General features: G+C 44.0%; 18 protein-coding genes. 8 read left to right on the plus strand and 10 right to left on the minus strand.

Annotated features, from left to right (window positions below):
• Window positions 1-51: 51 nt before the first annotated feature.
• Both GO493_RS20120 and GO493_RS20125 read right to left on the minus strand, forming a co-directional pair.
• Window positions 52-774, minus strand: coding sequence for a LytR/AlgR family response regulator transcription factor (locus tag GO493_RS20120; RefSeq protein WP_157308027.1), 723 nt, complete (start codon window positions 772-774; stop codon window positions 52-54).
• The gene (locus GO493_RS20125) at window positions 749-1759 is read right to left on the minus strand and encodes a sensor histidine kinase (RefSeq protein ID WP_157308028.1); all 1011 of its coding nucleotides are present in this window, start codon (window positions 1757-1759) and stop codon (window positions 749-751) included. Before GO493_RS20125 ends, GO493_RS20120 begins: the two co-directional genes overlap by 26 nt.
• A 174-nt stretch (window positions 1760-1933) precedes the next feature.
• Between GO493_RS20125 and GO493_RS20130 the strand changes: the two genes are divergently transcribed.
• The 3 genes from GO493_RS20130 to GO493_RS20140 all read left to right on the plus strand — a co-directional run bounded on the left by GO493_RS20130 (window position 1934) and on the right by GO493_RS20140 (window position 6155).
• Window positions 1934-4252, plus strand: a complete 2319-nt coding sequence (locus tag GO493_RS20130; RefSeq protein ID WP_157308029.1) for a TonB-dependent receptor — start codon at window positions 1934-1936, stop codon at window positions 4250-4252.
• Window positions 4253-4256: 4 nt separating this feature from the next.
• On the plus strand, window positions 4257-5063 hold the full coding sequence (locus GO493_RS20135) for a DUF4249 domain-containing protein (protein WP_157308030.1): 807 nt from the start codon (window positions 4257-4259) through the stop codon (window positions 5061-5063).
• Window positions 5064-5222: 159 nt separating this feature from the next.
• On the plus strand, window positions 5223-6155 hold the full coding sequence (locus GO493_RS20140; RefSeq protein ID WP_157308031.1) for an AraC family transcriptional regulator: 933 nt from the start codon (window positions 5223-5225) through the stop codon (window positions 6153-6155).
• Between the two features lie 73 nt (window positions 6156-6228).
• Here the strand turns inward: GO493_RS20140 and GO493_RS20145 are convergent, their stop codons facing one another.
• The 5 genes from GO493_RS20145 to GO493_RS20165 form a co-directional block, all read right to left on the minus strand.
• Complete coding sequence (locus GO493_RS20145) at window positions 6229-6798, minus strand: hypothetical protein (protein WP_157308032.1); 570 nt, start codon at window positions 6796-6798, stop codon at window positions 6229-6231.
• Window positions 6799-7100: 302 nt separating this feature from the next.
• Window positions 7101-9503: a beta-galactosidase GalA gene (gene galA, locus GO493_RS20150; RefSeq protein ID WP_157308033.1), complete on the minus strand. Its 2403-nt coding sequence runs from the start codon at window positions 9501-9503 to the stop codon at window positions 7101-7103.
• 294 nt (window positions 9504-9797) lie between these two features.
• Window positions 9798-10145, minus strand: a complete 348-nt coding sequence (locus GO493_RS20155) for a hypothetical protein (protein ID WP_157308034.1) — start codon at window positions 10143-10145, stop codon at window positions 9798-9800.
• A gap of 52 nt (window positions 10146-10197) precedes the next feature.
• Window positions 10198-10548 (minus strand): hypothetical protein, encoded by a 351-nt coding sequence (locus tag GO493_RS20160; protein WP_157308035.1) that lies wholly within the window; start codon window positions 10546-10548, stop codon window positions 10198-10200.
• Between the two features lie 366 nt (window positions 10549-10914).
• Window positions 10915-12660, minus strand: coding sequence for an O-antigen ligase family protein (locus GO493_RS20165; RefSeq protein ID WP_157308036.1), 1746 nt, complete (start codon window positions 12658-12660; stop codon window positions 10915-10917).
• A gap of 101 nt (window positions 12661-12761) precedes the next feature.
• Between GO493_RS20165 and GO493_RS20170 the strand changes: the two genes are divergently transcribed.
• The 3 genes from GO493_RS20170 to GO493_RS20180 are packed head-to-tail and all read left to right on the plus strand — an operon-like array spanning window position 12762 to window position 16084.
• Window positions 12762-14090, plus strand: coding sequence for a hypothetical protein (locus GO493_RS20170; protein ID WP_157308037.1), 1329 nt, complete (start codon window positions 12762-12764; stop codon window positions 14088-14090).
• A gap of 13 nt (window positions 14091-14103) precedes the next feature.
• Window positions 14104-14592 (plus strand): hypothetical protein, encoded by a 489-nt coding sequence (locus tag GO493_RS20175; RefSeq protein WP_157308038.1) that lies wholly within the window; start codon window positions 14104-14106, stop codon window positions 14590-14592.
• Window positions 14576-16084: a transglutaminase domain-containing protein gene (locus GO493_RS20180; RefSeq protein ID WP_157308039.1), complete on the plus strand. Its 1509-nt coding sequence runs from the start codon at window positions 14576-14578 to the stop codon at window positions 16082-16084. The genes GO493_RS20175 and GO493_RS20180 overlap by 17 nt, the downstream gene beginning before the upstream one ends.
• 76 nt (window positions 16085-16160) lie before the next feature.
• Here GO493_RS20180 and GO493_RS20185 read toward each other — a convergent pair whose 3' ends face one another.
• From GO493_RS20185 to GO493_RS20195, 3 genes are read right to left on the minus strand one after another with little or no spacing between them, the layout of a single operon-like run.
• Window positions 16161-18299 carry a TonB-dependent siderophore receptor gene (locus GO493_RS20185; protein ID WP_157308040.1) on the minus strand — a complete coding sequence of 713 codons (2139 nt, stop codon included), beginning with the start codon at window positions 18297-18299 and terminating at the stop codon, window positions 16161-16163.
• A gap of 3 nt (window positions 18300-18302) precedes the next feature.
• A complete protein-coding gene (locus tag GO493_RS20190; RefSeq protein ID WP_157308041.1) occupies window positions 18303-19721 on the minus strand; it encodes a DUF3526 domain-containing protein in 1419 nt (472 codons plus the stop codon).
• A complete protein-coding gene (locus tag GO493_RS20195; RefSeq protein WP_157308042.1) occupies window positions 19718-21106 on the minus strand; it encodes an ABC transporter permease in 1389 nt (462 codons plus the stop codon). The genes GO493_RS20190 and GO493_RS20195 overlap by 4 nt, the downstream gene beginning before the upstream one ends.
• A 189-nt stretch (window positions 21107-21295) precedes the next feature.
• Between GO493_RS20195 and GO493_RS20200 the strand changes: the two genes are divergently transcribed.
• Window positions 21296-23494 (plus strand): peptidase domain-containing ABC transporter, encoded by a 2199-nt coding sequence (locus GO493_RS20200; protein ID WP_157308043.1) that lies wholly within the window; start codon window positions 21296-21298, stop codon window positions 23492-23494.
• An 11-nt stretch (window positions 23495-23505) separates the two neighbouring features.
• A complete protein-coding gene (locus GO493_RS20205; RefSeq protein WP_157308044.1) occupies window positions 23506-26094 on the plus strand; it encodes a lantibiotic dehydratase in 2589 nt (862 codons plus the stop codon).
• Window positions 26095-26104: the final 10 nt, after the last annotated feature.

The following is a 26104-nucleotide window of genomic DNA, read 5'->3' on the forward strand; positions in this document are numbered from 1 at the left end:
TTGAAAGAGATTTCGCTACGCGGATTTAAAGAGATTGTTTGAGAGGACCACTTAACTGCCTGTCAGCCAGGCAAGGAACTGGGGCGTTTTTTCTTTGCTGATAGTGATCACTTCATGGAAGGGCACTGACAAGTTCACACATAACCTGCGGGACTGGTATTGTGAAGCATCTTTAATGGCTTTCCTGTTTACCAGACACTGACGGTTCACCCTGAAAAAATCATTGCCACAAAGCTGTTCTGTCTCTTCCAGCGTTTTGTTAAGGTAATATTCCTGTAAGTCAAACGTCATCAGGTACAGGGATTCGTTTTCAATATAGAATAGTACTATATCCTCCAGTTTTATGGGCAGTATTTTATCCTGGTAATACACCAGTATAGTCTGAGCCCTTGCGGGCAACTGGCCGGAAAAAGTGCGGCGCAGCCCATTATATTTCCTGATAGCATCTGCTATACAATCATCCGTAAAAGGTTTCAGGATATAGTCGATGCCGTTAGCTTTAAATGCCTGTAGTGCATATTCATCGTATGCTGTGCAGAAGACAACAGGCGCTGTTATATTTACTAACCTGTAGATCTCAAAACTCTCTCCATCGCCCAGTTGGATGTCACTAAAGATAAGGTCAGGCATTTCATTGCTTTTTTTAAAATAAGCAACTGCTTCCTTTACAGATTTCAGAATAGCTGTTACCTGAATAGATTCATCCAGCTTCTGGATGCTTTCTTTCAGGTCTTCTGCTGTCAGTATCTCATCCTCTATGATAACTACCCGCATGCTGCAATATTTTAATTTTTACAGAAAAAAGCGATCCGTTATTTTCCACCTGGATATCTTCCCCGCATAATAGTTTATACCGTTCGGACAGATTGGTTAAGCCACTTCCTGTGGATGATTCCGGAATATGTTTCAGCTGTATATTGTTGGTTACCCTCAGATGCTCTCCTTCCTGTATAATGTTCAGGTATAAAGGATCTTCTTCTGTGAGAATATTATGCTTGATGGCGTTTTCCAGTAAGGGTTGCAGAGAGAATGCGGGCAACCAGGTATTAACCAGTGTATCATTTTTTACCTGTATGGAAAATTTCAGGGCGTTACCTACTCTCATTTTCTGCATCTCGAGAAAATCTGTGCTCAGCTTGAGCTCTTCTCTCAGAGAAATAATATCTTTCTGGCTTTTGGTGATAGTGGCTCTGAGAAAGTCAGACAAATGTATGAGATAATCTTCGGCCTTATCAGGATGTCTGCGTATCAATGACTTCAGTGTATTCAATGCATTGAACAGGAAATGAGGATGTATCTGCTGGCGCAGCAACTGGTTGATGGCTTCTGTATTGGCAAATTTCAGCCGGGCATTTTCCAGTTCTGCATTGGTTTTAGCATGCAGCAGTATAATGTAACTGTGTGTGATCACAACTATAGTGTTGGTAAATATGCTGTGAAGATGAAGGCGCCAGAACGGCATATCTTCGGGTATGATAGCTGTTATATATTTAGTTCCGGCCAATGCCTGGTATAACAGGATATTAGAGCCGATGGCCAGGATGTAACTGCTGATGATCCGTATGGTATTTCTGATGCGGTCAGAGGATTTCACTTTTGAGGTAATCCATATCAACAGGCCTATATTCAGAAAATTGATCAGGAAACCGTTCAGGCATATAGCCAGGGCCTTCCGGAACATCAGTGATAAGGGAAAATCCTTGGCGGCTGCCACGATCAGCATCAGCAGGAACAGACACAACGGCAGGATGATACTCATCCTGACAAGGCTTTTTATTGGTAACATTTTCATAATTCTGAGCCTGCAAAATAAGAACAATCGGGCCTTCCTTCTGTTTTTTCCTGTCCATTCACCCCTCTTTTTGTCCGCCTTGCCTCCAGGTATTTCCACATACCAGATATTTGTTATTTGTTTGTGCAAAATTTACAGCAGATGAAACCATGTTTGATGCTTATGACCATATTGTTGCTGTCCCTCAATACCATTGCGCAGCAAAAATATACTATCAGCGGCACCATCAAATCCAAAGCTAAAGGCGAAACCCTGATCGGCGCCACAGTCCGTGTCAGTAGTGGAGGCGGAACCACTACCAATGAATACGGTTTTTACTCACTGACCCTCCCTCAGGGCAGACACAAGCTGGAGATCTCTTCTATGGGATTACAAAGCAACTTCCTGGAGCTGAATCTCAGGAGAGATACTGTGATCAATCTTTTTCTTGACGATGAATCAGTTAGCCTGTCAGGTGTGACCATTACAGGCAATAGTACCCGCAGGAGCTTAAGCACTCCACAGATGGGCCTGGAGAAGCTGACTACCAAAGAGATGAAAAATGTACCGGTATTACTGGGTGAAAAAGACGCGATCAAGGTTATACAATTACTACCAGGTATTAAATCTGCCGGAGATGGTAATGCCGGTATGTTTGTACGTGGCGGCGCTGCCGACCAGAACCTGATCCTGCTAGACGAAGCGCCTGTTTATAACGCCAGTCACCTGCTGGGTTTCTTTTCTACATTCAACTCAGACGCGATCAAGGACATAGCTGTTTATAAAGGGGGAATGCCCGCTCAATATGGAGGCAGACTGTCTTCCGTGCTGGATATCAAAATGAATGACGGTAACAACCAGGATTTTAACGTAAGCGGCGGTGTGGGCCTTATCTCTGCCAAGCTGAATGTGGAAGGTCCTATTCAGAAGGATAAATCTTCCTTCCTGATAACCGGCCGCCGTACTTATGCAGACATGTTCCTGAAACTTTCCAATGATTCCAGCCTGAACAATAACTCCCTTTACTTTTACGACCTGAATGCGAAGTTAAATTACGAGCTAGGCAGTAAAGATAAACTTTACCTTTCCGGCTACCTGGGAAAAGATAACTTAGGTGTAGGAGATCTGTTTGGCCTGAAATGGGGAAATACCACCGGTACTCTCCGCTGGAACCATATTTTCAGCAACAAGTTGTTTTCCAACACATCCCTGATCTACAGTAATTATGATTACACCATTTCCATTAACAGCAGCACTACACAGGCAGATATCTACTCCAAGATCAGGGATTATAACCTGAAGCAGGAATTCCAGTGGTATGCAGGCAGTAATCATAATGTAAGGTTTGGACTGAACTCTATCTATCATACCATTACACCTGGCCAGGTAACTACTCCTGAAACTTCAGAGTTAAATTCACGTACCCTGGAAGACCGGCTTTCCTGGGAAAATGCCATCTATGCTTCAGACAGCTGGAAAATGTCTGACAACCTGAGTGTGACCTATGGTCTTCGTGCATCTGCATTCAGCATATTGGGTAAAGGTGATTTCTACAATGTGGATGCTGATGGTAATGTTACTGATACGCTGCATTATAAAAGCGGAGAGTTTGTAAAAACATATGTAAACCTGGAGCCCAGGCTGGCGCTCAGTTACAAGTTAAATACCTACTCTTCCGTTAAAGGTTCTTATGTACGTAATACCCAGAATCTCCACCTGATATCCAACAGTACTTCAAGCAGTCCAACTGATAAATGGGTGGCCAGCACCAACATTATAAAACCGGAGATATCTGATCAGTTTTCCGTAGGTTATTACAGAGACCTGTGGAATGCAGATTATGAGCTGACCGTAGAAACCTATTATAAAACCATGCAGAACCAGATAGATTACCGTGACGGAGCTGATGTGAATACCGTGAGCAATGCGATAGAAGCTCAACTGTTATTTGGTAAAGGCCGGGCCTATGGTATAGAATGGTTATTCAAAAAGAGAGTGGGCAGGCTGAACGGATGGGTGAGCTATACGTTGTCTAAAACAGAAAGGAAAATAGATGGTATCAATTACAATAAATGGTATAATGCGAGGCAGGACAGAACGCACGATATTGCTATAGTAGCAGTTTACCAACTGAACAAGAAATGGACATTGTCTGCCAACTGGATCTATTATACCGGGGATGCGGTTACTTATCCTGCAGGCAAATACCAGATAGATGGACAGACTGTTTATTACTACAGGGGCAGGAACTCTCATCGTATGCCTAACTACCACAGGCTTGACCTGGGCGCTACAAAGCAGCTGAAGCAGCACAAGCGGTGGTCGTCCGAGCTGGCGTTCAGCCTGTACAATGCCTACGGCAGGGAAAACGCTTATATAGTACAATTCAAGGACAGTGATGACGATCCTAACAAAACTGTGGCTGTACAGACGGCACTGTTCAAATTCATTCCTTCCATCTCCTATAACTTTAAGTTCTAATACCATGCGAAACAGTTTTATATATACAATACTGGGAACAGCGCTGCTTCTGGGCACCGCGTGTGAAAAAGAGATAACTCCTGATCTTGGTGGCAATGACAGCAGATACGTGGTGGAAGGTGTGCTGACGGATGAAGCAGGTGGCTGCTCCGTAAAGATCAGCCGGACGAAAGACTTCTATTCTGATAACTCGTTTGACGGTGTAAGCGGGGCTATTGTGAAGATCTATCATGGTACAGATACTACCGTGCTGGCAGAGACATCCACAGGTGTTTATACTGCCCCTGAACTGACTGGCAGCAGTGGTAATACCTATGGTATGACAGTTAACATAGCTGGCGAGGTGATCACTGCCACTTCCATTATGCCTTCCAAAGTGAATATGGATTCCCTTTATATTACAAAAGAAGAAGTATTTGGCGATACGCAGAACCAGCCGACTGTACAGTTCCAGGACCCGGCCGGCGTGGCAAATTACTACCGTTTCACGCTCTATGTGAATGATTATAAATCGACCAATATTTATGTCAGGAATGATGATCTTACTGATGGGAACCTGGTAAATGCCAACCTTTTTAGCTTTGATTCAGAGGAAGGCGATCCGGATTATGTGGATAGCGGGGATCAGATCACTGTTGAGATGATGAACATAGATCCTTTTGTATATAAATATTTTTTCAGCCTGAGCCAGAGCGCTACGGGGGAAAATCAGTCTGCATCGCCGGCCAACCCGGTGAGTAATCTGAAGGGAAATGCGCTGGGATATTTCAGTGCGCATACTATTCAGAGGAAGACGATCACGGTGCCATGAGTGGTGACTTTTAGCGTATAGGGTGTGGAAAATGCTCAAAAAAGAATGCTTTTGCCTGCGGCAAAAGCATTCTTTTTTGAGGAGGGTGGCCTGCGGCCGGCCCTGTATTTGATTTTTGGGCGTTATTTATGCCATTTGCCGTAAATTTACCCCTTGATTATGAACACGAACCTGCCAATATTTGATATACCATCTACTATAAAATACTATCTGTCGCTCGATAAAAAAGTGCCACAGAGTTTTGGGATGGATAAATACGATGAATTACTGCATCCTGACAATTTTGCCATACTGAGCAACGAAGGAAGTGTAAAGAACGGGGCTCCTATACGTACTGACCATTACGCTATTATACTCTGCATACAAGGGAGCTGTCATAAAACAGTAGGCCCTTACTCATTTGAGGTAACACCACAGTCAGTACATATTGTTTCGCCCAAACACGTTACCTCTTTTGAAAATGCGTCTGATGACCTGCTGCTGTATATGGTGATGTTCAAAAAGGAATTTATTACAGATACTTTTATCAAGCAAAGCGCGCTGGACCCGCTGATGGACCTCAACCCTGCCTGTACGCCGATGTACAGGCTGTCTGATGACCATTACCGCAAAACCAAACAGCTCTATGAGCGTATGGACCAGGAATATAAAGACGGGGGGCCTTTTTACCTGCAGGTAGTACGGCTGCAGGTAGTGGAATTGCTGTATGAGATAAACCGGGCTTTTGAAAAATGTAACGATACCCGTAATAATCATCAGCTGAGCCGTCAGTATTCCCTGTTTGTCAGCTTCCGCAACCTGGTGGAGGAACATTTCATCTCGAAAAGGACTGTACAGGAATATGCGGATATGCTGCATATTACAGCCAAGCACCTGAGTGAAATAGTTAAACAGGAAACGGGGCGTAATGCGTTACAGATCATTCACAACCGGCTATATCTTGAAGCGAAGCTGCTGCTTACAACCAGTACGCTCAGTGTGAAAGAGATATCGGACCAGCTGAATTTTGATACCAGTTCACATTTCAGCCGCTTCTTCAAAAAATTTGCTGACGAAAATCCTTCCGATTTCAAAAAACTTTCGGTTGCATAAAATTAGTATAGCGCTCTGCCGTTGGCGAGCGCTATACCATTTTTGATTATAAACCCCTTAACAATCCTCTTTCTCAGAGGCCAAAAGCGTACGCTACCCTGATGCCTATAACATTGGCGGCTTCTCCGCCATCGATGAATTTAGTGTTACCGTCAAATTTCACACCTGCATCCAGGAAATTACCTTTACCCAGGGGAATAAGATAACCGATCTGCGGGGAGTAAGTAAATGCAGCTGTTTTGTAACCGCTTGGGCCGCTGGTAATGAAGTTCACTCCTGCCTGTCCCTGTACATACAGGTTATTGCTTTTGAACGGATAATACTTCAAACCTGCTTTTACCGGTATCCATTGCACATCATCCACACCAGGAAGGTCATCTGCAAAGACATTGGTAAAGCCAGCATTCAGGTTTACATATAATGTTTTCTGAAAAATGGCCAGGTCACCCTGTACGGAACCTCCCAGTGACCATTTGTAAAAATCTCCGAAGTTACCCAGGGGAATCCCCGCCTCCGGGCCTGCACTCAACAGGAGTGCAGGCCTGTCTGATCCTTTTGTTTCTTTCGTTTGAGCCTTAGTGCCGATCGTAACTCCTAATAATAATGCCAGTGTTGCAATACCTGCCTTAATTGTCTTTTTCATCGTCTTTCGTTTTTGATTTACTGTCTGTTGATCTATTTGTTCGTCTGATGACACAAAATTAAGGCGAGTAATAAAACTGTACAATTCCAAAAAGGCGGATAAAAAAACCAATTTTTCGGGTCCGGGAAAAAAGTTTAGACGAGCCGAAAAATTGGTTGTTTTATCCGTTCTTTTGGTTTTTCATATATGCTGTTGGGTATTACTTTTGTTGCGCGATAATAAATACACAGTAAATAAACAGTTGTAGGTTTAGGTAGAAACGGGAATACTCATATTCCCGTTCTTTTTTTATAGTTGTGTGTTCACAGAGACAACACAGCAGCCTGCAATCCTTCTCCGCTGGCTTTCAGACTCACTTTTCCCTGTCCGCGTCCAGCCCTGATAATTACCTGGGCTTTTCCGCCGAAGAGATTACGCTGCCAGGCGCCAGGTGCACATTTATCAGGTTCATGGCTGCTGGGATCACCATTACCAACGCCGATGATACTGGCATCTCCATCAAGTACAAAACGGATATTATTACCGGCATCCGGCACTTCACGCCCCTGTTCATCTGCTACTGATACGTTCACTACAACGGCGTCGTCTCCATCATGCAGTAAAGTTGTTTTGGACGGGGTGAGTATGATACGTGAGGCATTACCTGTAGTACTTACCTGTGCAGTGATCTTCTTACTACCTTTATAAGCTACTGCTTCCAGCATACCGGGAGCATAGTTTACCGTCCACCGCAGATGCCCGTTACGGGGCATATCCTTTTTACCCAGGCTCTTACCGTTGAGGAACAGCTCTACATTATCGGCATTGGTATTTACCCATACCAGTACCGGCTGTCCGTCCTTACCCTGCCAGTTCCAGTGCGGAGCAATATGTAGCACATCTTTACCGCTCCACCATGACTGGTAATAATAGTATACGTTTTTCGGGAAACCGCACATATCCATGATACCGAAGTGTGAGTTGATATTGGGCCAGGAATAAGGTGTTGGTTCTCCGCGGTAGTCGAAACCAGTCCAGGCAAAACCACCCATGAACCATTCACGGTCTGACGCCAGTTTCCACCATTGTTCTGCAGTAGAGGCCCAGGAAGGATAGGTGCTGTCATAATCCGGTACATATCCTTTTACGGTATCTTTTATATAAATGCTTCTTGTTGTTACTGTACTGGCTACTTCGGTGCCTATTACCGGTTGGGAGGGATGATCCCTGTGATAGCCATCTATACCATGCAGGTTATAGTTGAAACCGCGTACGGGGATCACTTCATTTACACCAGTAAAATGATTGCCCTGATTAGCTGCGTAAGTGCTGGTCCTGTCAGGGTCCAGCTGCTGTTGCAGTAATACCTGTCTTTGTGCTATACGTGTTCCGATATTTGTATACTGAGTTGCGAATTCTTCGTTACCGATGGACCAGATAAAAATGGAAGGATGGTTGCGGTCTCTCAGTATCAGCTGACGAAACTGGTTCTCATATTCGGTACCACTGTTCAGCAGCCGGGGTTCGTCCATTACCAGCATACCGAGGCTGTCACATGCGTCCAGCAGTTCAGGTGTGGGAGGATTGTGGCTGGTACGGTAGGCATTGGCGCCCATTTCCTTCAGCAGTGAGATCCTGTAATACTGGAGATGGTTGGGCAGTGCACAGCCCATACCTGCATGGTCCTGGTGACAACAAACACCTTTTACTTTTACTGGTATGCCGTTTACGAAGAGGCCTTTATTCTTATCTATGGTGATGGTCCTTACGCCAAAGCGCACTTTTTCGCTGTCGATGATCTGACCATCTGCTTTTATTATAGCGATAGCGCGATAGAGATAAGGGCTTTCGGGTGACCATAGCTCAGGTTTGCTGATCTTCAGTTCCTGTGTTACGGTTTTCTCTTCGTTGACTGCCATGGAGAGTGGCTGTTCTTTGCTCTGCGCCAGTATTTGTCCGCTACGGTCTGTGATTACAGTATATACGGTAGCGTTAGCAGTGTGTATATGTTTATTGACAACAGCAGTAGCCACGTTAACAATGGCGGTGTTTCCTTTCACCGCAGTACGTACAAATACGCCACCTTCATTGGCGATGTGTACATTGTTCAGGATATCCAGCCATACATGGCGGTAAATGCCTGCGCCTTCATAGAACCAGCCTTCGTTCTGTGTGGCGTCTGCCCTTACGGTCAGTACATTTTTCTTATTAAAACGGATAAAGTCGGTAATATCGTAGGAAGTGCTGGTATAGCCGCTAAAGTTACCACCCAGGTAATAGCCGTTGATCCATACTTTGCTGTCCCTGTATACACCGTCCAGCCGTACAACATACCGGTGACCGGAATCTGCTTTGTTCACATCAAATGTTTTGCGGTACCAGCCGATGCTGTTTTCCGGGAATAATCCGCCGATGGCTTTGTATCCGTGTCCGTCCAGGTCATTGTCCTTTATGTATTGAAATGGCAGACCTACTGCCCAGTCGTGCGGCAGCTGAACTGTTTCCCAGTTGCTATCATCGTAATCCGGCATTATGCAGGTTCCTGATGCGTCGCCTGATTTCGAGAATATGTTCCTGATACCGTAGTTGAAATCGCGGGAGGGATCTGCGGCATGTCCCTGTTTAAATTTCCAGTCAGCGTCAAATTTTGTGTGTATGCGCTGTGCGGTTGTGCTGATGGCAAGCGTGAGGCCTGTCAGCAATAATAGCATTTCCTTTCTGAGCATGATATAAAGTTTTCCTGTGTGGCTGGTTTGTAAGATAGAAAATAAATGTAAAAAAGACGCTTAAAAATGAAGGAGGGAGTTATGCAGCTTTATAATTTCCGTACTTCTACGTAAAACCTTCCGCAGTAATACTGATATGTATTCCATACTAGTATTGTAATTTGCACGTCCATCGGACAGGAAAATTCCACTGACGCAGGTTTCGCTTTATTTATAAAGCGGAATCTGTCAGGTGGAACAAAAAAGGGAAGTCCTACCGGACTCCCCTTAAAAATCTCACTCAATATAGTAATCCTACCAGATCGTTGTAAAAGAGACCTGATCATTGATCACCCATGACTGCATAACACCTAGTTCGCTCGGGCCACTGGCTACATAAGCATTAGTGCCCTGGGAGAAAAAGGAATAAGGGCCCCAGGAAGATGTACCACGGGTAAAAGTGATAGAAGAAGGACCTGTGTTGCTTCCGGTAATTGACCAGTTGGTATCGCCGCCTGGAGTTCCGACTAATACGCCGGATGTAGGATACCACCAAAGCATGTGCATCTTTACTGTTTTCGGTGCATTGCTTTTTGCCGGAGCAAAAGAAGAAAGGGAGAATAGGGCGCACACGAGCAGTGCGAACGGGATAACTTTTTTCATAATCATTTTTTCAATTTGGTTTTAATGGTATAACTTTTCAAATGCCCGGATCTCACCAGAGAGTTGTAAAGGAAACCTGGTCATTGATCACCCATGACTGGATAACACCCAGCACTCTCGGCCCAGCGGCTACATAGGTATTGCCTCCCTGGGAGGTAAAAGTATACGGACCCCAGGAAGATGTGCCACGGGTAAATGTAATGGAATAAGGCGCTCCTGTACCGCCTCCAACAATTGACCAATTGGCGTCACCTCCTGTAGCGCCAACTAATACGCCGGATGTAGGATACCACCAAAGCCGGTGTATTCCTGTGTTCTTTGTTGGGTTACTCTTTGCCGGGCTGAAAGAGGAAAGAGAGAATAGGGCGCACATGAGGAATGCGAACGGGATAACTTTCTTCATAAACATAGTTTATTAATTCGGGTTAAAATGGTATAATGTCGTATGTAATATAGTACTTTTTCCGAATGTTTGAAGAGGTAAATTTAATGATTATAATATCATTTGGTTTTCAATTATAAATAGCATAGGTGTTGTTTAAAAAAACGAGGATGTATCAAAAATAAATAAACGTCCTGAGTATCGCTTATATGACTACCTGAGTCCATCAGGTATCCGAATAAAAAGAGCCTGTATCATACTTTTGATACAGGCTCTTTTTTTTGAGGGGCCTGCGGCCGGCTGAAATTCAAACCAATGTACTACCCTTATTATATGGGGTACATCAGTTTGAATTCTGGAAACATGTTTTATCATGTTAATTGAATATTACTTCCTTATCCTATTAAGAAAGATATTTACTTCATCTATCATTGCTTTCCTTGAGGGGGTGCTTATCTTTTCCGGTGTGGAGCTGATTATCTTTGCCCACTTAATTGCATTAGTAGTATCTCCAATAATCCTGTACATATTAAACAACTGATATTTAGGTCTCAGTTTAGAAGGCACAATGTAAATAGCTTGCATATAATAGCTTTCAGCCAGTTTAAAATTTTTAAGAGTCGCCTCATTATATCCCATAACAATATACAATTCACTATTACTAACATAGCGCCGAGCTATACTTAAAACCTGCTGACCTTCCCTGTGATTTTCATGTAGTGAAAGCTCAGTACCATAGTTATAAAGGAAGTCTCCGTTGCTAAACAAAGATGGTACTTTGTTATATAATACTTTTGCATACTTCCATTCATTGTTAACAACAGCCTGGGCTGCCTGCTTCCAGATCATCTGATCCCGAAAATTTCTGATACCACTATAGAGAAGAACAACTGTAAGCATGCAACCAGGAATAACTAAAAATCGCCGAGAATTTAAAAGCGGTATTACAGGATGACTATATAGTAAAAGCTTTCCATAATACGCAAGGGATATACAAATAAATATATTCTTCAAGGGATAAGATGCCAACGCACAAATAAAAAAAGCAGCTAGTCCTGCCGATGCCAATTGTTTCTCTTTTGAGTCTTCCTGTTTTACTGCTTTTCGGTAAGCAAAATATACTACGGCAAGAAAAGAAACCAAACCTATTATTCCTATTTCTACAAGCATTTCCAATCCTTCATTAAATGCTGTGTATGTATTGTCACCGTAAATGCTATAAGGATGGTCCTGATGCCTACTCAAATAAAAAGATTGCGCATTATTATAGGAACTTTTGAACTGATACAGTCCTATTCCTACCAGTGGACTCTTTTTAAACATCTCTATGCATACTTCATAAATCAATATTCTACCTCTCACTGAGTCAGGCTTTATGTAATATAGAACTGCGATTATTCCAACACAGCCCATCATGAGGGCCAGACGCAGATTTAAAGGAATACGCTTCAAATAGCTGTTCCCTCCCAAATAAATAAACAGTATCATAACAGTAGCGACACAAGCGATTCTCGCTGCTGAGTAAAGAATAAGAAAAACAGTCAGGGCTACTATTATGATAATTACAAATCTTAATTTTTTTTGTTGATGATATGAAAGGAGAACAATTGGGAGCATACAAGCCATATAATTTCCAAAGTCACCTGAATTAAGGAATATGGATGTAACAGGATATAAAGGAGATAATTTGACAAAACCGGAAAGCTGCAATACTCCTACCAGCAGTACAATAACATGCAGAACCAGTAATAGGCCCGCCAGACATCTGGTATTGACGAAGTATATAAGCAGCAGTATGAGAATAATGATGGAAGAGAGATGGAGCAAAGGGGCGATAATATCCTTCCCATAATAATAATTCGAAATAATGACGGATAAATAACAATATAGAATCGATACCAGCGTAGCTATAAATATAGGCTTATTGTCAATATCCGGCTTCAAGTTAGTAAACACCACCAACAATAACGCTATGCCTGCCGTCACGTACATTGCTATAGATGTCAGGTCTGGTAGTATTCCGCCAGACATATATATTGCAAAATATATTTTTTCCAATAAGGCAATGCCTGAAAACAAGGCGATTAAGATAAAAGCAAAGAAAGAGAGAAATCGTTTATGGGCCTGTGTCACTTTTAAGTCTCGGATATTTTATACAGTAAAATGAAAAAAAAACTTGAAATAATCAATATATTTAGTTTATACTTATAATCTTAATTCTTAACCCTTTTAAAATGAAGAAATACGTTAGCCTGATAGCTATTCTGTTTGTAGCCTGTCTTTCCCTGACCAATTGTCAAAAAGAAACTACATCTGGAAAAAAAGTTTCATTAACAAACGAGGAAATCATTAAGCGTGCGAGGAACTGGTATGAAAAGAATCACGAAGCTCATCAATCTGCAGGTACCAGAACCATAATTGCAGATGAGACACCCGATTGGAGCAGCGCCATCGTACTGGCAGCTGTTGCAGACATCCAGGTTACTGCAGTACCCAGTTATGTAGACAATAACACAGGGGTTGTCAAACAGCAAATCATTATTACTGATGGAACAGAATATGTAAACAGAATAGTTGTAGCGACTCCTACTACAGCCTATTCCAGTTCAACTCAGTTCTCCAACAGGTTTGCTACATTTACGGGCACAATGCAATTCCAAAACGAGAACGGTACACCATTAGGCTCTTTAAGCTATTCAGGAGGCAGGGGAAATGGCTCAGTAATTACATCCTTAAATCGTTCTGATATTTCTACTGTTGCCCCCCGAAGTATAGAACGTATTGACCTGGCCGAAGTAGAGATAATCGCACCCAGCCTCTCTAATAATTATTCGCCTGGTACTGTAGTACTGGTAGTAGCCCCCAGCCTGGTCAACTCTGTAACCGTAAGCATACCGCTTTACCCTACTTCCTGGGGAAGCTCTTCTTCTGGTACAACAGCCAACGTAAGTGTAAACAACATTAGGAATCAGGTACAAAATCCATGTACAAGTGGTGTCATAAATGATTTGTTAAACAAGGGTCTGAAAAATAAAATATCCAAACTAATAAACAGAATATTTGGTGGGAATGGCAACCTCGATATTACCTTCAGAGAAAAACCTGCTACTGATTTTCCTTCTTCTGTATTGGGGGAGCTAGACACTCAGGATACCCAGTTCTTTGGACAACGCACAGACCCAACTTTTGGAGGAGAAGTATATATTAATCTGAACAGGGATTCTTTGGCAGGCAAACCTAAAGAATTGTTGGCTACCGTGGTACTCCATGAGTGTATTCATGCCTATTTAGCGCAAAGGGGTAATCCAAGACTACTACTCCAACATGACCTTATGGCTGATTCCTACAGAGGAGATATTGCCCAGGCATTGAAAGAATTATTTCCCTCCATATCTGATACGGATGCCGCCGCATTATCCTGGGAAGGATTAACTGAAACATATGCCTGGAATCTGAACCAACTACGTGATATACAAGCTCTGCATCCTGAAAATATAGCTTACAATCAAATTATTACTTTGTTAAGTTACCAGAATGGCATAAAAGGAACAAAGTGTAACTAATGTGAATTCTTATATGAAAAAAATATTCTCTATAGGGGTATTAGTATTAATGTTGCTTTCCAGCTCTTATGCTCAACAGAAAACAATATCCGATTCCAGTCGTGCTATACTTACAAGATTTATAGCAGACCATACAGTTGCATACCTGAAGGGTAAAGGCTATAGCATGGTATATGCTCTACGGCTGAAAATAGATGCGGCAGGACGTTGTACCACTGTTGAATATTCTTTGAATGTACCAGAAGAGATGAAAAAAGGACTTGACGAAATAAGCAAGCTACCTTTAAAATGGTCTCGTTTGACTCATAGAAGTGGGGCAACAACTGCAATTGTCCCTGTGTATTACCTTGCAGAACATACTTCCGGCGAATTAAAGTTTAGTTCCCGGGAAATGTTAGAAAACAGTTATAGATTCTCAAAAGGAACAATCTTTGATCAAACAGCCTCGACATCGTTCATAAATCCCATACAGGTACAACAGATACATGGGAAAGTTTATTAGCTATTTTATTTTATTATTTATACTCGGCTCCTGTTCTTCCGGGAACAGGGCCGATTTTATATTAAACAGAGCTGGGGCTAACAGACAGGAGATTGAAACCGCCCTTCACTACTTTCAGAAGTTACCCGAAGATTCATTGCAATTTGATGCTCTATTATTCCTGCTTGAAAATAGTGCTGGAAAGTTTACAGAAATACCTGTTATCAAATCAAGAAAAAGCTCTCAGGTTTCAATAGTTAATTGGGCACATTTACCTCCGACTGACATATTTGAAAGCTATCTCAGAAAAACCAAACAATACATCACTGTACAGGAAACTCCTGATATTCATATTTTAAAGGCAGATTATCTGATCAAGAACGTTCTCCAATCATTTGAAGACTGGCATAAGTACCCCTGGAACCAGCATACCAGCTACCATGATTTTCTTCACTATCTGCTTCCTTTTAATATTTATCGCAATGCTCCTGATAACTGGCGGGAATTCATAATAAATCATAGCCGGCATATAATTGACTCACTAGCTAACAAACAGGTTAGGCTTTCCAGAAATGTATACAATACATTGATTTCATCCTATCCCTTCAACCAGGTAAAATACACCCAAGACTTTCTCCATTTCTCAAATTATCCATCACTATCAGAAATAATGTATACGCAAAAGGGAGAGTGTTTCAATATTGCCTGTATGTACGTATATCTTTTAAGGGCTGCCGGAATTCCATCAACTATTGATATTGTCCCTTATTGGGGTACTCAGAATGCAGGGCATTCGGAAGCAGTCTTTCTAAATGAAACAGGAAAGCTTAAGCCGTATGATACAACAAGATTCAATCGCGCCGCTAAAGTATACCGATTTACAACTACCCCCAACGATCTTCTTATCAATCACATAAACATTCCAGAAACTGTTCACAGGCTCTTCCCTGACCACCTGTTGAATAATTATCTACAGGATGTAACTGACAATTACGTGCCCACGACGAACTTAACCATTGATATTGAAGATATCGATAATGCAGGAGTGGCCTTTTTATGCGTGCAAAACCATATGAAATGGCAGCCTTTGCAAGCAGGTATTATTAAAGAAGATCTTGTTGTTACGTTTGAAAAAATGAATAGTAATGTTGTATACCAGATGATGGTACCTTCTCCCGAAGGCAAACCACAATATATAGGATCCCCATTTATACTGACTCCTTCAGGGGAACAAAAATACTTTACAGCAGATACGCTTTTAAAAGAAATTCAACTGAGTCAGATCAATCCGTACGAATATGGTTATGTAAAGAAGAGTAACTACTATACTTTATTCTACCTGGATGGAGTAAACTGGGTAGAAGTGCAGCAAAAAGAATGTAGCACTGACAGCAGTATCAGTTTTGAAAATATAAATAGTCATGGCCTGTTTGAATTAAAAGAAAACAACACGAAAAGGTCTGGCTCCTGCAGATGTTTTACATATGAGAATGGGAAACAGATATGGTGGTAGTTTTTGTCTATATATAGAGGAGAGGATACTTTTAGGTATCCCCTCTGTTTTTATTCAAAACACTTTCTACCCCAAATCAATACAAGCGTATGCCTATCTGCAGTTTTGCGCTGAAAGGGGCGCCTTCCGTGTAGTACCAGATGCCGGTAGAGGCATTACCTGCTTTTCTATCGCCAGAGGCCATGTAGCGTTTATTGGTGATGTTATCAAGCAGGAGACGTGCAGTGTATTTGCCGTGTTCATATCCTATGCTGCCATCCAGTTTGGTAAAATCAGGCATGTTGACATTGGCTGCGGTCCCCCTTTTCATCACAGTAGTTTCTCCCAGGCTGAATGATACTCCTTTCAATGCGCCTTCCTTTACCTGATACATGGCCCAGGCATTCAGTTGTTGTTTAGGTCCGCGGGCATAACGTTTGCCGATGTTATCAGGATTGGCATCTTCGCTTACAATGGAAGAAAGCAGTGTATAGTTGGCTGATACTGTAAGGTTATCTATCGGCATACCCAGCACATCCAGTTCCAGGCCTTTGCTCCTCACCTGCCCTATCTGACGTGTCATACCAGCAGCAGCATCGTAAGACAGTACATTGTTCCGTTTGATGATGTATGCAGACACCGAAGTAGACAGCAATCCGCCGAACCATTCTTTCTTTAAACCGGCTTCTGTATTCTTACTTCTGAGCGGGACATACAGCGCTCCTGTAGAGCTGACACCTACCTGTGGCTGAAAGGACTGGTCATAAACTGCATACAGGCTCATACTGTTCATGATCATCCAGGTAATACCTGCCCTGGGCGTAAATGAATGATAGTAGTAATTTTTATAGATGGGAGCAGAATAGCTTCTTTTGGAAACCTCATTGTAGGTAAAGCGGCCACCAAATGAGACGATCACTTTATCAAACAGGCTTACTGCATCGTATGCATATGCTGCCATCCATTCATTCAGGCTATTATATGTATAAAGCTTGTTGTACAGGCGCAGGCTATCCCGGTTTATGCCATATGATAAATGGCTGAGATCAAATGCAAACTGCCTGGCTCCCACTGCCTGGTAGATGGAATCTTCTGACCTTGTATAATCAATGCCAGTCAGGATGCGATGCGTGATACGCCGACCTGTACTGAACTTCCCGTTAAGGAACAACTGAGTGGAGCCTGTAAGATTTTTGCGGGCATGATTAAAACTGCTGCGGGTGGTGGTGCCATCAGCATTAAAGCTGACGGCGTTAAAGGTACCACCCTTGTACATTGTCCACTGATCGTAAGGGGAACGTTTGGCTGATGATTGTGAAGTGAGCTTCCAGTTGTCATTGAAAGCATGTACAAACAACAACCGTACAGTATGTTCATCTGCTTTGGATACCGGCAGACCGGGGTCTGCCATATAGTTATTGGCACGGCGATCTTTCAGGATGGTACTGTCATATGCACCTTTGGTAAACTGTGTACCATTTTTAGCCCTGCTGAGCTGCATATTATATTCTGCCAGCAGATAGGTACGTTTATTGAAATTATATTGTACTACAGGGGCCAGTACGTATTTCTCCTTCTTAAACCAGTCTGCAAAATATTCCTGTGATTCTGCAACTGCATTGATACGGTAAGAGAATCCCTTTTCCCTGACAGCACTTCCCGCATCTACTGCTGCGCGGTAAAAATTAAAAGAGCCAGCTGCGAGCCTGACATTCAGCAATTTACCGGTTTTAGGTGTTTTTGTCACTACGTTGATGGAACCTCCGGGTTCGCCATAACCATTTATGAATCCTGCTGGCCCTTTTATGATCTCCACACTTTCTATCAGCGCTTCATCTTCCTGGGAATTTTCATAAGTTCCCCCTCCTGTCAGCCCATTTCGGGAGATGTTGGCATTGAAGCCCCGGAGGGTGATGGTATTTGCACCGGAGAAAACGTTATCTGTAGACAGGTAAACACCACTGGCATTGCGGAGCGCATCTTTCAGTTCAAAACCTCCCTGCAGCTGAAGCAGGCGGTTACTGACACCGGTAATGTTCTGTGGTGTTTCCAGGAGTGGCCCGCCGATCTTTAATGTTGCGGAAAGGCTGTCTGTTTTGACAGTGCGTTTTCTTGTTTCTATGTTCACCTCTTTGAGGTGATGTGTGCGTAGTGAGTCTTTTGCATGTTGTGCAAATGCGCTACAGGAGAAGGTAATAAACAGTACGCCTGAGAGGCTGATCTTATTGATAAGCATAATTTAAGAATGATATTTCTTTTTCAGAATAAAGGTCCCTGCGGCCCCGCAGATGGCAGACAACAACAGGAGGTAGCCAACTCCGTTGTAAATGCGCCTGTTCCTGTAAGGAGCTGCTTTATGTTGAAAGGTGGGTAATGCGTGATAATCTTCCGGAGTGAAGTTCCTGTCATGAAAAAAGTATGTAAAGAAATGCTCTTTCCATTGCCTGTGAAATGCTTTCACTTCCTCTTCATAATGGAGATAGTCTGTTGCATCTGTATGCGCTGCCAGGTTGAAGAGCGACTGGGCATATACTGCCGGATTAAAACGATAGCTATGCAATAATGCCTGCAGGTCTTTCTGCCTGGCGGCTTCATCCTGAGCTGTGAAGCGCTCCATCCGGCGGGCTACAAGGTCATAATAAGCCGTTGTACGGCGGGAGCTGCCGGAAACAGTATCATAAGCATGGCTATCCTTATAGCGGGGATAATGGGCATAAAAGCTATCCAGCAATTGTTTTTGCGGAAGGTCCCACAATGCCCATTCCTGTTCCCGTTGTTCTGCCGCAACAGTAGCTGTTTGTGTGCCGGGGGTATTTTCATCTGTCCCGTAACGGGAGAGCGCCGGCAGCAGGACCAATAACAGCAGCCATATGCCTGTCATCAGTATCACATTAAAGGCGGATGACCTGTTGAATGAAATAACGAGGAACAACAGCAGGGACCAGAAGGTGAGATATGCTGCAGTGATGAGCATCCAGTTACCTATACCATCAATGTTACCGCCCTGCATCAGAGAAACAATCAACAAGGGTAATGTAAAGAGTACAAAGAACAGCAGCCATCTTAACAGTAGTCTTGCCGTCAGCAAGGGCAGGATACTTTTCTGTTGTACGAGGATCAGTGTATAGGTGCCCAGTTCTTTCTCACGCGAGAGGATGTTATATGTAATTCCCATCAGCAACAGCGGGAAGATATAGATGAGCAGAAAGGACAGGTCAAAGTTGCCTGTCAGCAGTTTCAGCGGATTGCTGATCTTCTCTTCTCCGTGCATGTAACTCCAGCTTAGCTCCAGCCGGTGTTGCCAGGGTTCCATATCACTCATACCAATGGACAACATGGAAAGAGGCGCTGCAGGAAGAACGGTTACGGGTTTCAGCTGGAATTGTACTACTACAGGGTGAGACAATTGTTTCAGGGTAGTTTTTCCCTCTCCCGTCAGGGTATCTGCTGTGCATAGTTTTAACAGGAGGCTGTCAAACCTGTGCTGATAATCTGCATATACGCTGTCTGCTGCGTGCCTCCGCTCTGTTGTTACTGCATTTCCGTAATATAGTGCGCATCCTGCTGTCATTATTACCAGGCATGTAACCGGTAGTAACAAACGGTATCTCAGCAGCCATTGCCATTCGAAGGCAAGCAGTTTTAAAAATAAGGTCATTGGCAGGAGGACTGTTTACGGTGGTGTAAGAAAAGCAGCCATGCTACAGGTATACATAACCATAGCAGCAATGCTGTATACGCGGGGAGCAGCTCCTGCAATACCAGGGTTATGGCTAGTGGCGAATAAGTGAAGGGAGGCATCTGCCGGTAAAAATCTGCAGAGACTATTTCACCTTCTGCCAGCTTGCCATTCAGCCGGCGGATGAAATCATTCCGGTATTGCCTGGCTGCCAATTGAAAGCGTATTGTATGTGCGTAGTCGGTGCCTGCAAGAGCCATAGAGATCTCCCGCAGAGCGATGAAAGGATCGAGGAATCTTCCATATAGCTGATAACGGTTCTGCTGTACAATGAGGCTATCTATCCTGCCCATATATTTTTCATATATACGTTCGTTATAGTCTTCTCCAGCCTGCATCAGTAAAGCATCTGCATTGACAGGCAGTGATTTCAGGCTATCTGCATGATAATGCCGCAAAAGGGAATCGTTAAACTGTTTTACACGCAGGGCCCGTGGAGACTTGCCGTCCAAGCCGAACTTCTCTGCATCAGACATTTGTTTCTGTAGTGCAAACTGTGATGGTAATGGCGCGTTCCGTTCTGCTGCTGACGCCATTATCCTGGGCAACAGGATTATGAACAACAGCCAGGTACCTAAGAGGAACATCAATACAGTACCTGATTGCCGGAAGGCTGCAGATGCAGCTACCCCCAGTAAGGCAAAAAAAGCAGCATAGAGTATATAGGCCAGCAAGATAGCAGAGAGCGTAACAATTCCTGCCTGTCTTATATCTGTGTCAGCAAAGAAGAGCAACAGCAGCCAACAGAGGAAAAAGATAGCCAGCAAGACCGCTGCCAGTGCTTTTCCGGCAAGCAGCACGTCTGTACCTGCTCCCTGCAGCCGGAGCATGGGTAAAGTACCCTGTTCACGTTCTCCTGTATACAGATCAAAACACAGGAAGATGAGTAACAAGGGCAGGAATAGTTGTAATACAACTGCCACGGTGAGATGGCCAAAGCGGAGATAGTTGCCTGACAAAGGCACAGGAGGCGCCTGGAATCCGTGCTGCTTATGCGCTTCAATACGGTATACATTACCTGTAAAATACTCAATGCCTTTATCAAAGCTACTGAGTGCGGAAGGCGGTTTGAAAATATATGTACCGTAATGAGCAGCGCCATGGGGATTACTTACGTCCAGCGTTTCCCATTCATGGCGGAACTGCTTATCAGCTTCCAGCTGTGTTTTACGGAGCAACCGGTAAGAATGCTGTGAGGTGATCAACGCCATGATCATCATCAGCAGTAATACCAGCAAGGCGATAAAAACCGTGCGCTGCCGGAATAGTATCCGCAACTCTTTTACAATAATGGTTTTCAGCATAAACGGGCTTCAGGTTATAGCAATAGAATACCCATTCCGCAAAGTGAGCTCACCTCACAATGCAGTATGACATTGTTTTTATTTAATAGTACCTGTTGTAATTATTTCAGTGATGTAAAGATAAGGGTAGTTTTAAATATTTGCAACAATGTTACAATTTAATATCTTTGGCCAGGAAAACCCATCGTCATGTTTCACGTAAGAAAGTTCCCATTATATAAACAGTCTGATGCTATGGATTGTGGCCCCACCTGCCTGAAAATGGTGGCAGCCCACTATGGGCGGCACTTTCCGTTGCAGCATCTGCGTAACCTGAGCAAGAGTACAAGGCAGGGAGTGACTATAGCTGATCTTATAGCAGCGGGAGAGCAACTTGGATTTAAAACGTTATCGGCAGAGCTGCCGTTAACAGTGCTATCTGATAAGGCGCCACTTCCCTGCCTGCTACATTGGGAGAAACAACATTTTGTAGTGTTGCATCATATTACTGCTACACATGCTTATGTAGCTGATCCTGCTGTTGGCCGCAGCATCGGCTATACCAAAAGAGAATTTCTCAGGGCATGGCAAAAGGATGAGAACAGTACTACGGGCAGGGCATTATTCCTGGAGCCTACCTCATCATTTTATGAGCAGGAAAGTATACCGGAGCAACGAACTACTTTGCTGACGCTATTGCCTTATCTCAAAGCGCACAGGAAATTGCTAAGCCCTGTGCTGGGAAGTCTGCTGCTGGCATCAGGATTTTCACTGCTGGCGCCTATACTTACTCAAATGGTGGTGGATAAAGGGATACATCAGCAAAACATTCCTTTGTTATTACTCATTTGTGTGGGTCAGCTGATGCTTTTTTCCGGGCGTATGGCAATGGATTTTATACGCGCCAGGCTATTATATAAACTGGGTACCCGTATCAGTATCCAGATGCTGCGGGGGTTTATTCAAAAACTTATGCGGCTGCCCCTTCCTTTTTTTGACAACAGGCATGCAGGCGATAACCTGCAGAGGATAGCAGATAACCAGCGGGTGGAGGAGTTTCTCACTTCCATATTTGTCACATTTGTCATGGCTGTTATTAGTACGGTGGTGCTGGGCGGCGTGTTGTTATACTATAATCTCTGGATCTTTCTCCTGTTCCTGGCAGGAGCTGTTATTGCCATTTTCTGGGCCAACTCTTTCCAGGAAAAGCGGAAGCTACTGGACCAGCAGAAGTTCAGGATGCTGGCTGTCAACCAGCAGGTGCTACTGGAAATATTCGGCGCTATGCAGGAGATCAAGCTGACAGGCAGCGAGGCAATTAAAAGTGAGCAATGGCAGTCTGTACAGGAGAGATCATTTGACCTGAAGCTGGAAAGCCTGCGGATGGACCAGTTCATGCAGGGCACCGGTTTATTCATCAACGAGATAAAGAATGTAATGATCACCTCTGTGGCGGCTATACTTGTCATACAGGGGAATATCACATTGGGCGCTATGCTGGCCATTACCTATATATGCGGGCAACTGAATACGCCGGTACTACAGCTGGCCGACTTTATCAGGTCTTCGCAGAATACCCTTTTCAGCCTGCAGCGTATAGCGGAGGTGCAACAGGAACCGGATGAGGACCAGCATCATCATACCCGTATTACAGCAGAAGATATTAAAGGGAAAGACATCAGACTGGAAGGGCTACGTTTTCAATACGGGCATCAGCATTCTCCGGTAGTGCTGGATAATATTGACCTCACCCTGCCGGCAGGTAAGGTTACCGCTATTGTGGGTATGAGTGGCAGTGGTAAGACCACCTTACTCAAGCTGCTGTTGAAGTTCTATGCTCCCACAGCCGGACGTATTATGATAGGAGGGCTTCCGCTGACATCCGTAAACGCAGGTGACTGGCGTCAGCATTGCGGTGTAGTAATGCAGGACGGTTATGTATTTATGGATACCATTGCAGGCAATGTTTATGCGGGGAGCACAGAAAGAGATGCTGAGCGGTTATATGCTGCCTGTAAAATGGCTAACATACACGATTTCTTCTCTTCTATGCCTTTTGGTTATGATACTATGATAGGCAAAGACGGCTATGGCCTGAGTGAAGGGCAGCAACAACGCCTGCTGATAGCAAGGCTCATTTACCGTAATCCACAGCTTATTCTCCTGGATGAAGCCACCAACTCTCTCGACGCACATAATGAACGCGCCATCATGAACAGCCTGCATCAATTCTTTCCCGGCAAAACGGTTGTGATAGTTGCTCACCGGCTCAGTACTGTAAAACATGCCGACCAGATAGTGGTGATGGATAAAGGACGTATTGTTGAACATGGTACACATCATTCATTGATCAACGTAAAAGGTGCATACTATCACCTGATTAAAAACCAGCTGGAGCTGGGCCAGTAAAATCATTCCATATGACAGTAACTGTATTCCCTCATTCATTTGTGCGCTATGCGCCCTTATGCCCTACCCTCTTTGAAGCGTTGGCCTTACCTGAGCAGCAACAGCAGCAGCTGGATACATTACATGCGCTGGAAGCAGAGAAAGAGCATAACAAGACCATACTCTGTGAAGAGCTTTATTACCGTATCCAGGATGCAGACAATGATGCCGAACGGAAAAAGCTGCTGAATATTAAGAGAGCTGTTTATAACGATAAACTTACGGCAGATATTCCTGCCGGATACGCTAAACTATTGACGGCCCTGCAGGACGGATATGCTGCCTGGGAGACTTCCTTTGAGCAACAGCTGACCGTTTACAGGAAGCAGCTGCAACGATGGGCCGAAGGGGATCTTCTGAAGAAAGGGCTGTTACTATCCAGTCCTACTCTCTACAGTCAGCTGCCGTCTTTTATAAACAGGGCACCTTCTGTTTTCAGGCACAAAGAGCAAAAGAATGAATACAGCCTGCTACGGTACCTTACCAGGATGTCTTTTAAAACATCTCCTTTCAGTACGTTCACTTATACCGGAACAGCTGTCATGGGAGATGGTTATTATCTGCCGGCAGATACAGAGATTATATCCAATATCCGGCTCAACAACAAGTTGTTTGATTACCTGCGATTGCTGATGGTACATCATCCAGTACTGAGTGAAATACTGGAAGTACAGCTTAATCCGACGGTGGTGCAAGAGAACGCACATGTGCATTTCCTGGCAGCTTACCGCAATATTGAGGCTTTTCAGAAAATGCCCTGTGGCAGTGTGGTGCAATGGTTATATTCCTACCTGCCACAACAACCAGGCCCTGTAAACATCCGGATGCTGGCAGATATTCTGAGCAGCCAGATACCTGATACAGACCGGCAGCAGATTAAAGCGTACCTGTTACAGCTCATATCTTCCGGGTACCTGGAGGCAGGTACCGGATGTTCAGGCGTCAATCCTGCATGGGACAGTGAGTTATACTCTTTTCTTGAACGACGGCTGCCGGGGCATCCGCTTACAGCGCTGCTATTATTGCTAAGACAACAACGGGAAGCATATGCCGGGGCTACAACAGTAAAACGGGATGCTATTCTCCGGGAAGCCGGACACTTCCTTCAACAACATCTTAATATGCTGGAGCAGGAAGCTGGTGTAACAGGCGTGCATGCAGACAATGGTACATTGGCGCAGCTTGTACAACAGGAAGTGAAGAGGCAGAAAGAAAAATTTGATACTACACACTTTATGTTACAGCAGTTTCCCCTGTCAGGTATCTTTTATGAGGATGCTTCTACAAAGGCAAAGGGGATGCTGCCAGTTACAGATACCACAGCACTTGTGAACAAAGCTGAGCTGCTTTGTACTTTGCTGGAACAGCTTGACAGTATGCAGGAAGAACGTATCCGCATGCGGGATTTCTTTCTGAAGCATTATGGAGAAACCGGCAATGCCAGTATTACCAGCTTTTACAAAACCTATTATCAACAGGAAAAGAAACAGCAAAAGGAGCAAAGAAAAAGAGATGTGGTAGTGTTTCCTTCCCATATATTAGAGGCAAAGGATATAACTGCTGAAGAGATCAGGCTTTCCGCCGCACAGTTTAACATGGCACCGGGACAGGATCCATGTGCAAGAGGCATGTTTGTACAACTGTTCCGTAATGGAAGCGGGGAATTATGCGGAGTGATCAATCACATGCTACCCGGTATGGGGAAAGTTGCAGGGCGCTTCCTTGACCTGTTTGACCCGGTAATCACACAGGATTTTAATGAATGGAACAGACGGTTGCATCCTGAGGTTATGCAGGCTGAGCTGGGGGATGGCTCCAGTTTTAACGCCAACATTCATCCTCCCCTGCTTCCATATGGTATCCGTATTCCCGGAGGGCATAGCAATTACTCCGACCATCAGCTGATAGCGATGGATAAAATTGAAGTAAGGTTCAATCCGGCCACCCGGTTGCTATTTCTTGTCCATACACCGGATAATAAGGAAATACATGCCTATGATCTTTCCCTGCAATCATTCTTTAACCGCTCTAATTTCTACCAGTTGCTGGCTCATTTTAATCCTGAGCGCAGAATACCTTTACGTGCGCTGATAATGGAAGCAGATGCACAGTACCAGTCTGTTTTCCCGGCAGATAAAGAACAGGATATTGTCAGTAAACCACGTATCACTTTTGAGCAGCATATTATTCTGAGAAGAAAGGCCTGGATTGTCAGGACATCTGCCATTCCTCAGCCGGGTAATACAGAAACCGATGCAGGTTATTATGCACGGCTGAGTGCATGGAGGGCCAGGGCAGAACTGCCGGAGCATGTGTTCCTTTTCCTGAAATCATATGCCATACCTGCGGGAGCCGATGAGAAGGTGAAGATGATAAAAGACGATTACAAGCCGCAGTATATCTGTTTCTCCAAGCCGCTGCTGGTGATACTGTTCAGGAAGTTATTGTCCAAAGCCGGAAAATACATATACCTGGAGGAGATGCTGCCGCATGTATCGGAGATAGAACAGGTTACGGAACATCTTATTCATTGGTATAAGTATATGTCTCCAGAAAAATAAAGTGAGTTTC

It is taken from the genome of Chitinophaga tropicalis (assembly GCF_009758205.1).
Taxonomy (GTDB): Bacteria; Bacteroidota; Bacteroidia; order Chitinophagales; family Chitinophagaceae; genus Chitinophaga; species Chitinophaga tropicalis.